We start from the raw sequence: 11,815 nt of genomic DNA on the forward strand, positions 1-11,815 counted from the left end.
ATCAATGATCGATTAGGGCTTGCAGCAAAGGGATGAGCAAAAACATATTGATGTCTTTTTCCTTCTCTCTGTCGCTTAGCTTCTCATATGGAATCAATTGATCATGGATTTTGAGGATGTCTTTCAATATCTTGGCATCCTCATGGGGTTCTTTCAACGATCCGTACTTGAAATTGAACACCATTTTTTCGGCACTCCACCTTTTGTGTTCCATAGGAGCCAGCTTTGGAAAGAAATGCAGGATATTTTCTTGGTTGATAGGCTTACAGCCCATCTGCTGGAGCAAGTGGATTTTTAATTTCACTTGGCGTGCGGCATATCTGTTGGAATCTTTTTTCCTATTGGTAAGCCTAGACCACCTTTTGTTGATGGAGAAATGCCTGTCCAGTTCTGCATGGGGGATGGATAGCAAGCCAGATAGGTAGTCGATGACGTGTGCTTCTATTTCCTCCTCGTTTATATGATCTTTGCTGTGGGGCAAATCGAGTAAAGAGGATTGGATTTTTTGTAATACTTTGCGAGTAACCATCAAATCTAGGTTTGGATAAAGCGTGCACAATTCCCCTTCGAATTCGTATTTTACAGAAAAGAAATAGTTGATGACCCTTGCCATTAGGTCAGTAGTGGCTGTTTCTTCCAAGAGATTTTTTGCAGTACAAGTGTCACTTATCAATGAGATGGTTTGAATATTCAGGTGTTTGTTGAATGTGCTTTTGAACTGTCCCTCAGATGTAGGGGTCTTATTGATTAGGGCTATGAGTTCGTTTGACTCAGGTACGCACATGACAATGGGAGCCTGAGAGATATTTAAGGTTTGGGCATAGTAAAACTGCCGAAAACTGGTGGCTGCCGTGAGCAATGCGGCATCGCGCTCACCGAACATATACATTACCTTGGCTTTACTTAGTTTCTCGATATCCTTCTTTGACCAGGTAAAGTTGGCATAAAATACGGAGTTGAGTAACTTCACCGGTATCAGTTCTATATATTCATTGTAATAGGGATATTTGAACGAAAAGTGGTTTAAACAGGTTTCTGCATCTTGATCCACCAAATAGATTTTGAGATTGCCCATTTCGGGATAATGGCTCAATATGATGTTCTCCAGTAGGAAGTATTCGGTAGTTTTGGTAAAGCCGAAAACGGCAATGGCAAATTCCTCTTCCCTGTCTCGCAAGTCCAGGTAATGATGCGGAGGATATTGGTCATATATCCGTTTTGCCGCAAGTTGATGTATATTGAACGTTTCCAGGTCGTAATGCTCATGCTCGTTCATGATATCGAAATAGTCTTTCAGCACATGGTTGTTGTCTGTATCATTGGCCAACACTTGGAGCTTAAGCGGTTTCTGTCCTTTGCCTGGATGTAGAAAAGCTATGCTTTGCGAGAGGATACGTATATTATCGGTATCGTTGGGTGTGGCAATAATGCAGGCCGATGCTTGCTTTAGGGCGGCAATTTTGCCGATTTTTTCATTTGTAAGTTCGGTATGAATGATCTGTGCCCTTTTTTGGCGACGTTTTAGCGAAAAAGAAATGGACGCATGGTCATCTACAAAAACTACTTTTTTGCCTTCATCGATCAATTGTTTGGCAATGGACCTGGTAATGTGGTTAAAAGGAATGAGTACCGTATGGCCTTTAAAGAAATTACTGATCTTGTAGGCTTGCCAATGTTTGTGGAGATAGGTGAACGTGAGCGCAAAGATTCCAAACAGAAAGATGATGGCAGCCAGAAACTCGGCAATGAATAGATACACGTTGTGTATCTCCGCGTCGGCATGATGGAGAAAGAAGAGTAGGGTGACCGCATACAGGGCTCCCCATAGACTGAAGTGGTCATCCAGTAACTGTGAATAGCCTATGCATCCCAATATGAAGACAATAAGAATACTGGCAAAAATTATCAAAGGATGAATTTTGATAGGCGAAGACGGAGCACTACTCATAGATAAATGGTGTTCTATTGTTTCAGTAAAAATCTAATTCTATAAAGTTTAAGCCAACTATGATATGCTTTCCTCTTTAGGCTTAGAGCAATAATAGCTTATTCCTTGCTTGTGGGCAAAGCAGTGTGTACGAACGACCTGATTTTGTGGGTGAATGCGAAAAGGCGGACGGCTATATCTTCGATACGATACCTATGTTATTATTGTAGAAATTGGCTTTGAAAGTAATTGCCTGGGGCACTATTTCCCTGTTTTTCTGGATATCCTCAATCAAACCTATCAAGGTTTCGGCAGCCTTAGCACCGATATCAAAAGCAGGTTGCCTAATGGCGGTGAAGTTTTTTTGCAACTGATAGAGTACCTCATTGTTGGAGAAACCAACGATCTTGAAGTTGGGATTGCTATCGCCCAGTTTAGTCAAGGCGGTAATGATTCTCGTGCTAAGTCTGTCACTGGCAATTAAAAGTGCGTCGATGCGGTGCTGGTTTTCCAGTAATTTACTGATTATTTCGTCAAGTTCCTGTTGTACCTGTCCGCCGTGTTGACAGAAAAATATCAGACTGCGGTCATAGGCTATCCGATGTGCATCATGAGCCCTTTTATAACCTGCCAATCTTTCCTCGGTAATGGAAAGATGGGGGGCATTGCCTATAAAAGCTATGCGACGGAGATCGCTCTCGATCAATTGATCGACAGCCTGCTTTGTGATGGCAAAATTGTCGATATTGATGACATGGGTGTCGATGATATTGGAGACCCTATCGAAGAAAACGATGGGCAAGCCCAGTTCATATACTCTCTTGATATGTTCGAAATCCGTTGTTTCTGCAGAAAGGGAGATGAGTAAGCCGTCGATAGATCTATTGGCAAGGTGATTTATGTTTAACACTTCTCTTTCGTACGAATCGTGACTTTGGGAGATGAAGATGTGATATCCCTGGCTGTAGGCTACTGACTCCATGCCGTTTATTGCTTGCGAGAAGAAGCTATTCGCTACTTCCGATACCATCACCCCAAGGGAATAGCTCCTTTGCTTTCTTAGTCCAAGCGCAATGGGATTTTTCTTGTAGTTATTGCTTTGAGCATACTCCAAAACCCGCTTTTTGGTTTCTGGATTTACCTCATAACTGTCGTTCAGTGCCCTAGAAACAGTGGAAGGAGATAAATGGAGTGCCTCGGCAATATCCTTTATGGTGATAGGCTTATACATGTTGCTAGTCTTGTTTGCTCAAAAATACGGAAAATATCACGGTATGGAAATACAAGCCGCAATTTCTATGCTTGGAACTTGCAATCGTTACCGAAAACGTTGCCGTAACTTTTTATAGATAAGCCTCGAGCTTTCATTACTAATTGCCTAACATTGCGCTCAGAAACCAATTATTGGACTTTGGCCGATGATAACTGAATGATTTTAAAACCAAAATTATGATAAGAAACCTATTTTTATCGTTATGCTTTTTTGTATATACACTCCATTCTTTTGCGCAGTCACGCAAAGTCTCTGGACTGATAAAGGATGCAGAAACTAGCGATGGCTTGCCCGGCGTTTCCGTATTGATCAAGGGGTCTAATGGCGGTACCCAAAGCGATGCGAAAGGGGCGTATTCCATTACTATTCCCGATGGAGAGGTAACCCTTGTCTTTCGTTTCATGGGCTATAAGCAACAGGAAATTGCCGTACGGGACAGGAAAGAAATCGATGTCCTGATGGAATCGGATGCTAACGTATTGGACGAAGTAGTAGCCATTGGCTACGCCACGGTGAGCAGGAAAGACTTGACAGGATCGGTTTCCTCCGTTGGCGAGCGCCAATTGAGGGATATTCCCCTGAGTTCGGCGGCAGAAGCCTTGACAGGTCGCTTGGCGGGGGTCAATGTCGCTACAACCGAGGGATCCCCGGGAGCAGATGTGACCATCCGTGTGCGTGGGGGAGGCTCTATTACCCAGGACAATACACCGCTCTACATCGTGGATGGGATTCAGGTGGAGAACGCTTTGTCCATATTGTCACCGCAGGAAATAGAGAGCATAGACGTGCTGAAAGATGCAGCCTCTACCTCCATCTATGGTGCTAGAGGAGCCAATGGGGTAGTTGTCATCACAACCAAAGGTGGCAAGGGCATGCCCACGCAAATCAGCTACAACGGTTTTGTGGGAATGCGCAACATTACGAACCAATTGGATGTAATGGATCCGTATGATTTTGTGATGTATCAATATCAAGCCTACAATTTCAATACGAACGAACAGACCAGAAACAGCTTTCGCGACACGTACGGACGATGGGAAGATTTGGAGCTATATAGGCAAATGCCTTTTCGCAATTGGCAGCAGGATGTCTTTGGGAGGGATGCTTGGGGACAGACACATATCCTGTCTCTTACGGGGGGCGATGAGAAAACCACTTTCAATGCCAGTATCAACCATACTGATGAAAATGGTATCATGTTGAACTCCGGTTTCAAGCGTACCCTGGCGGCACTGAAGTTGGACCATAATGTCTCCAAAAAACTCAAAGCAGGCGCCTCTGCGCGCTATAGCAGCCAATTGGTAGAAGGGGTGGGTACCTCCGCCACGGGCGGCCAAAGCAATAACCGTTTGCGCAACTCCGTGCGTTATATCCCGTTCGTTGCACCCGGAATGGAAGCCATGGTGGACGAATTTGATCCTGATTTTGCCAACCAGACAAATTTGGTCAATCCGGTATTATTGGCTAATAACGAAATCCGGGAGGATACACGAAACAATCTGATCCTCAATGGTTATTTTAATTATAATATCATCAAGAACCTGACTTTTCGCAGTACTTTCGGGTACAATAAAAACTGGCGGGACAACAATGTGTTCAATGGCAGCGTGACGGGTTTGGCACGGCAAAATGCCAATAAACCGGTGGTGGATTTGAGACGCTCGGAATCAGATGCCATCACCTTTTCAAACACCTTGTCCTATCGTTGGAATATAGACAAGCGGCAACGTGTGGATGCCCTGCTGGGACAGGAAATATATGAGATACGCGATTTTGCGCACAATAGCTTGGTAAAGTGGTTGCCCGAGGAAATCACGGCCAAAGAGGCCTTTGCCGGTATTCAAAGGGCTACGCCAGGACCGGGGCAGATCCAGGATGCGCCTACTACCTTTCAGTCAACGCAGAAACTGTTTTCCTTGTTTACTAGGTTAAACTATAGTTTTGGCGATCGGTATCTCGCTACCTTCTCACTGCGTAGGGATGGTTCGTCCTTGTTCTCTCCGGAGAACAGGTATTCCTATTTCCCGTCTGCGGCATTGGCATGGCGGCTTTCCGAGGAGCAATTCATGCAATCGACAAAAAATTGGTTGTCAGATCTCAAGCTTCGCTTTAGTTACGGTAGCTCGGGCAATAACCGTATCGGGCTAGACCGTTTCAAAACCATGTACAATATCAGCGGCAATTATGCCTATGCGTACGAAGACAATCTGACGCCGGGTCTGGCACCGGACTATTTGGCCAACCCCAATTTGAAGTGGGAGACCACCGTTTCCCGAAACCTGGGGTTGGATTTCGACCTCTTTAAGGGGCGGTTGAGTGCTTCGGTTGATGTATATACCAATAGTGTGAAAGATTTGCTGTTGGATGCCCGTATACCTACGTCCAGTGGTTATATTACCCAGTTCCAGAATATAGGTGAAACGCAAAATAAGGGATTGGAGATACAGTTGTCGTCCATTGTTGTGGATAAGGCGGATTTTAGCTACAGTGCCAATTTCAATCTCTCGTTTAACAGGAACAAGATCGTCAGCCTGGGCATTAATCCAGACGGCAGCCAAAGGCAATCTTACTTGGAACGATCGGGCTGGGTGAGTACTGCCTTTGAAGATTTTATGGTGGAGGTAGGGCAACCCATTGGTCAATTCTATGGTTATGTGACCGATGGTTACTATCAGTTAGAGGACTTTGACTACAACGCTACTACCGGGGCCTATACGCTACGGGCAGGGGTTCCCAATAGCAGAAACGTGGCCTTGGGAAACAGGGAACCTCAGCCAGGTGACCTGAAACTGATGAAACTAACCGATGATGACAACATGATCATCGGTGCGAATGATAGGACCGTACTGGGCAATGCTCAGCCGAAGTTCATCGGGGGGCTCAACCAGCAGTTCCGTTACAAGGACTTCGATATGAGTGTGTTTATGAATTGGTCCGTTGGCAACAAGGTATACAATGCCAATAAGATAGAGTTTACCACACAGTATCTGTATCGCGATAATAACATGCTGTCTACCATGAACGATAGGTGGCAATGGTATGATGGCAGCGGTTTGTTGGTAACTGATCCGGCTGCGTTGGCAGCGATGAACGAAAACACCACCATGTGGACGCCTCCGCTAGGGCAGTATTTCCTACATTCCTGGGCCGTTGAAGACGGGTCTTTCCTTCGGATAAGCAATGTTACCTTGGGCTATTCCCTACCCAAGCAATTGCTGAACCGCATCAAGATAAAGCAGTTGCGCGTATATGGGACGGTAAACAACCTTTGGACCATTACCGGATATTCTGGATATGATCCGGAGGCCAATACCCGGCGTTCCAACCCTTTGACGCCCGCTGTCGACTATGCGGCATACCCACGGAGCCGTTATGTGGTCGCCGGTGTTAACCTGACTTTTTGATAAGATAAAGAAATTTGAATGATACTAAAATATTATATCATGAGCGTATTAAACTATAAATCAAAATACCGTCTCTTTCAATCAGGAGGCAAATACGTCTTTTGTATGTGTGTGCTGGTTGTTATGGGGATGAGCGGTTGCAAGGACTATCTCGAGATAGACAACCCCTCTACCATATCCGATGCACGTGTGTTCAATAGTACTTCATATACTTTTTCGGCATTGACGGGTGTCTATAATAGGCTGATGGGGGATGATGCCTATGGAAGTAGACTTTCCATTATCTATCCCTTTTCTACGGAAGATTTTCGAGTGGGGGGCGACTACAACCCATTGGATAGGCGTGGAGTAGGAGGTTATATGGCCAGCCCGCAGAATACAGAGTTGAATAACCCTTTCAACCAATTGTACGAGGGCATAGAACGGGCCAATATGTGTATCAGATTCATCCCTGAATCAGAAGTGTTTAGAACGGGAAGCGCATCGGAGCAAGAGTTGATGAACACTTATCTAGGGGAGGCGCTGACATTGAGGGCGTGGTTTTTCCACGAATTGATCCGTAATTGGGGCGATGTGCCGGCACCTTTCGAGCCCGCATCATATACGCCTGACCTGTTTCTGCCCAAAGAAGACAAGGACGTGATTTACGACAAGGTGCTGGAAGATCTGGCCCGTGCCAGCGAACTGGTGCCTTGGCAGAGTGAGTCGGGCAACCCATCCTCGCGACTGACGAAAGAAGCTGTAAAAGCTATTCGTGCCCGTTTGGCCTTGGCCCGTGGAGGATATTCCTTGAGGAGAGATGGTAATACCATGCAAAGGAGGGAAGATTACCTCCAATATTACCAAATGGCCCACGACGAATGTCTGTCTATTATCGAACATGGTGGGCATCGTCTGAATCCGGTGTTCGAAAACGTGTTCCGTTTCCTGCATTCCGGAGGCAATCTAGACAATACCAATGAGGTGATTTTCCGTGTGGGTGCTTTTGGTGGGGGCTCCCGTACAGATAGTAAGCTGGGTTATGCCAATGGTATACGGATCAATACCAATTCAAGTTATGGCCAGGCAAATGGGGGAACCGTGGCCAACGTCACTTTCTTTTATGAATATGAACCCAATGACCAAAGACGCGACGTTACATTGGCTTTCTTTGAGATAGATGATCAAGACCGGAAGACCTTTCAGGCCTCCAACAACCTCAGGGACGGTAAATTCAGGAAATATTGGACCAATGTGCGCGACGCTTCCCAGAGCCTTGGTGTAGATTGGCCCATGATCAGGTATTCCGATATACTATTGCTGTTTGCTGAAGCGGACAACGAATTGAACGGGGGGCCTTCGGCACAAGCTATCGAAGCCTATGACGAGGTTCGGGCCAGGGCCTTTGGCGTGGAACGGTCGGATTTGAGCCCCGCCCCATCAGATTATACGGGATTTTTCAATGCCATCAATCGGGAACGGATGTTGGAATTTGCCGACGAGGGTATTCGTAAGTACGATTTGATCCGTTGGAACCTGCTGGGTAGCATGATAGATGAAACCCGCAACAAATTGAGGCAGTTCATGAATAGGGAAGGTCAATATAGCAATGTGCCACAATACGTGTATTATAGGCCCACGGCATTTCAGAATGCCTCTTCTACAGATGATGAGGTGGCTAGTCTCGATCTATACGGCGGCAACATCAATCAGGTACTGTTTACGCCAGGTCCTACCAGTACCCCTACGGGCTATTCCAGGGTAAGCTGGTCACTTGGTGTCAACGAGGACCTTATCACGGGGCCATCGCGCGGATTTGCCATAGGTTTTCAACCCAACAAGAGCGAGCTGTTGCCTATTTATAGTGAGATCGTGAGTCAAAACTATAACCTGACTCAAGATTATGGTTACTAAACTTATTCGTGAAAATTAAAGACTTTGACCATGCGCAATAACTATATTTTGATATTAACGGCATTTGTGGGGATGATGTCATCCTGCAAGAATGACCTTGATCATGCATTTAATCCGGATCGCCTGTTCATGCCGTCCGGGACAATCAGTGCCACCAGCGGCGAGCTGGAGGCCCTACTCACATGGGGAAGAGCATTGAACACCGTAGATGATACCTATGAGGTGCAGGTATCGATAGATAGCCTCTTTGTAGATGAGGGCGATATTCACCTGACTCGCAGCACGGATACCACGGGTATTCGCTTTACGGGCGAGGATATTGTCGTCGGCCAGTATTACTATGCTCGTGTCAGGACGGAGGGTAATAACCAGAGTGCTAGTTCCAATTGGTTGCACAGTAGCCGTTTTCGGGTCATTGGAGAACAGTATTTCTTGCCTATCAATATGGCAACGGATGTTACGCCTGGTTCCGTATTGCTTAGATGGAGAACATCTACAAGCCTTACGACCATCAAAGCGGAGAAACGAAACGCCAATGGTACCTATGAGGAAGTAACTACTTATAATTTGACACAAGAGGATCTGGCCGAGGAATCATATCGTTTCACGGAACTGGACGCGGCTACCACGTATCGCTTTACGATCTTTGAAGATCAGCTACAGAAAGGACAATTGGAAGTGACCACCAGAGAGGCCTTGGATGGTACCATTATCGACCTTACCACTTTCTTGGATAGACCCAATGTGCTACGTGATACCTTGATAGACCCCTCACTTCCTGCAGGAAGTATCATTAAGTTGAAACGTGGCGTCACCTATGACATTGGTAGCACCGTAAACTTGACCAAGTCCGTCACCATCATGTCTGACGATGAAGACTTCAGCGAAGGAAAAGCAATCATTAGCATTTCCGGTCAGCTTGTCTTGGGCAATGGCTCTTCCGTTGCGTTTGTCCGTATGGAAGACGTGGAAGTAGTGGGCAATGGCGGCAATACCACGAGCAATTACCTGTTTTATATGCAATATGCCTCTCAATTGGATGAACTGACGCTAACGAATATTGATATTCGTGGGTTTAGGGGAGGCGTTCGCCTGGCCAATGTGGCTGCTACTTTGGCGGAACTTTCCGTTGAGGCCGCCCGGGTCAGCGAGATTTCCGATTTCTCGTTTGTCCGTGTGCAGGGAACGAGCGCTCGGATAGACAAGATGCGCATTGCCAATAGTACTTTCTATAGGATGGAGCGCTTCATACAAAATCAGGGAAGTGCAGCGACTTCGGTGGTCATTGAATCCAATACCATCTACGCCGCTCCTAGCGGAAGCAATGTACTGATGGACTTCAATTCCGTAGTTTCTACAGAGGGTTATACGATTCGTGACAACATCTTTGGTCCGCACTATGCTGCCGGTACGGCATCACAGATGATTCGCGTCAACGGTGGGGCCATTAGCGCTAGCAACAACTATGCGACGTCCGATTTTGTTGCGGGTAGTAATCCGCTTTCGGGATTGATCATCTATGGTCGGGCATCCAACGAGTTATTCAGCAATCCTGCAAATGGCGATTTTACTATTATCGATCAGGCATTTCCTGGACGGAATACAGCAGGTGATCCACGTTGGCGCCAGTAATGGCGTGGTTTTTTGATAAAAAGCCTATTATATGATAAGTAAACTGAAAATAGTTGGATTCATATTGTCGGTTCTTGGCCTTTTGTCCCTTGGGCAAAGGGCCAAGCTCGTTGTGTGGGTGGTGGGCGACTCTACCATGGCCATCAAGGCCGCCAACAAATATCCCGAAACAGGTTGGGGTGTGCCTTTTGCGAATTATTTTGATGATCGGGTGCGGGTAGAAAACAAGGCCATGAACGGTCGTAGTACCAAGTCCTTCATTGATGAGGGAAGGTGGCAATATGTGTGCGAAAATTTGAAGCAAGGGGATTATGTGTTCATCCAGTTTGGGCACAACGACGAAAAAATGGATAAGCCCGAGGTAGGGACATCGTTGCACGAATACCAGTACAATCTTTCCTTTATGATTGGTCAGGTTCGTGACAAAGGAGCTTTTCCCATCCTGCTTACGCCCATTGCCAGAAGGAATTTCGTCAATGGCCGGTTGCAGGATACCCATCGCGATTACCCCAAGGCCATGAAACAGGTGGCCGACAGCTTGGACGTCCCGTTGATTGATATGACAGCGATGTCCAGTGAGTTTTTGTCCTCATTGGGAGCAGATGCCTCGAAGGAGCTATTCCTGCACTTGGAGCCGGGAGATAAAAATTATCCGGAAGGGGTGGCGGATGATACCCATCTCAACGAGGCAGGTGCAAAGGCCATTGCCGATCTTGTAGTAGATGGGTTGAGGTCCAATGGTATACCATTGGTGGCTTTTCTCAAGCAGAGCAGCACCCTGGTGGTAGCACAGGACGGTACCGGTGACTTTACTTCTGTGCAGCAGGCCATAGATGCTGTTCCGGACGATAGCCCGGAGGAACATACCATTTATATCAAGAAAGGTATTTATAAGGAACGCTTGGTACTACCGGCTTCCAAAAAGCGTGTCAAGATGATCGGAGAAGATGTGAATGCAACGGTGCTGACCTTTGACAATTACGCATCCAAGGTAGATGAGTCGAACGGCAAGCCATTTGGTACCACGGGTTCATCCAGTTTTTTTATCTATGCCGATGATTTCGTGGCGGAGAACATCACTTTCGAGAACAGTGCCGGCCCCGTAGGGCAAGCGGTTGCCGTGAACGTCGTGGGCAATCGGGTAGCATTCCTGCACTGCCGTTTCTTGGGCTTTCAGGACACGCTCTATACCAAGGGACCACAGGACGATGCCCGCTACCAAAGCTTGCAGTACTACAGGGACTGCTACATCGAAGGGACGGTCGATTTTATATTTGGTGCCGCTACCGCCTATTTTGAAAATTGCATACTATTCAGCAAGTCTGCCGGATATGTGACGGCTGCTTCTACGCCGCAGGATAGGCCCTACGGCTATGTGTTCCATCAGTGCCGGTTGGAGGGAACTGCCCCCGAGCAGTCGGTCTATCTGGGTAGGCCTTGGCGGCCTTACGGGCACGTCGCTTTTATTGACTGTTTCTTGGGGGGCCATATCAAGCCAGCGGGTTGGGACAATTGGGGAAACAGCGCGAACGAGCAGACTGCAAATTATGTTGAGTACAATAGCCATGGTCCCGGCACTTCAGCGACCAGGGTACCATGGTCCACGCAACTATCGCCTACAGAAATTGGGAAGTATGCCAAGGAAAAGGTTTTGGCGGGCTGGGACATGAAATTTTAGAATTCATT

Annotated in this window: 6 protein-coding genes; 4 read left to right on the forward strand and 2 right to left on the reverse strand. The window is 46.7% G+C overall.

Annotated elements, in window-relative coordinates; all coding sequences use genetic code 11:
• Position 1 precedes the first annotated feature (1 nt).
• Both A37S_RS0109195 and A37S_RS24155 read right to left on the reverse strand, forming a co-directional pair.
• Positions 2–1,948, reverse strand: a complete 1,947-nt coding sequence (locus A37S_RS0109195) for an NAD-binding protein (protein ID WP_028296735.1) — start codon at positions 1,946–1,948, stop codon at positions 2–4.
• 172 nt (positions 1,949–2,120) lie between these two features.
• Positions 2,121–3,158 (reverse strand): LacI family DNA-binding transcriptional regulator, encoded by a 1,038-nt coding sequence (locus A37S_RS24155; protein WP_036602001.1) that lies wholly within the window; start codon positions 3,156–3,158, stop codon positions 2,121–2,123.
• Between the two features lie 218 nt (positions 3,159–3,376).
• Here A37S_RS24155 and A37S_RS0109205 point away from each other — a divergent pair, with 218 nt between their 5' ends.
• The 4 genes from A37S_RS0109205 to A37S_RS27975 are packed head-to-tail and all read left to right on the forward strand — an operon-like array spanning position 3,377 to position 11,807.
• Positions 3,377–6,604: a SusC/RagA family TonB-linked outer membrane protein gene (locus A37S_RS0109205; protein WP_028296736.1), complete on the forward strand. Its 3,228-nt coding sequence runs from the start codon at positions 3,377–3,379 to the stop codon at positions 6,602–6,604.
• Positions 6,605–6,643: 39 nt separating this feature from the next.
• Positions 6,644–8,497 (forward strand): RagB/SusD family nutrient uptake outer membrane protein, encoded by a 1,854-nt coding sequence (locus A37S_RS0109210; RefSeq protein ID WP_211229752.1) that lies wholly within the window; start codon positions 6,644–6,646, stop codon positions 8,495–8,497.
• A 30-nt stretch (positions 8,498–8,527) separates the two neighbouring features.
• Entirely contained in the window at positions 8,528–10,129 is a 1,602-nt protein-coding gene (locus tag A37S_RS0109215; protein WP_028296738.1) for a DUF5123 domain-containing protein, read from the forward strand.
• 31 nt (positions 10,130–10,160) lie between these two features.
• On the forward strand, positions 10,161–11,807 hold the full coding sequence (locus A37S_RS27975; RefSeq protein WP_036602003.1) for a pectinesterase family protein: 1,647 nt from the start codon (positions 10,161–10,163) through the stop codon (positions 11,805–11,807).
• Positions 11,808–11,815 lie beyond the last annotated feature (8 nt).

This window comes from Olivibacter sitiensis DSM 17696 (assembly GCF_000427965.1).
Taxonomy (GTDB): Bacteria; Bacteroidota; Bacteroidia; order Sphingobacteriales; family Sphingobacteriaceae; genus Olivibacter; species Olivibacter sitiensis.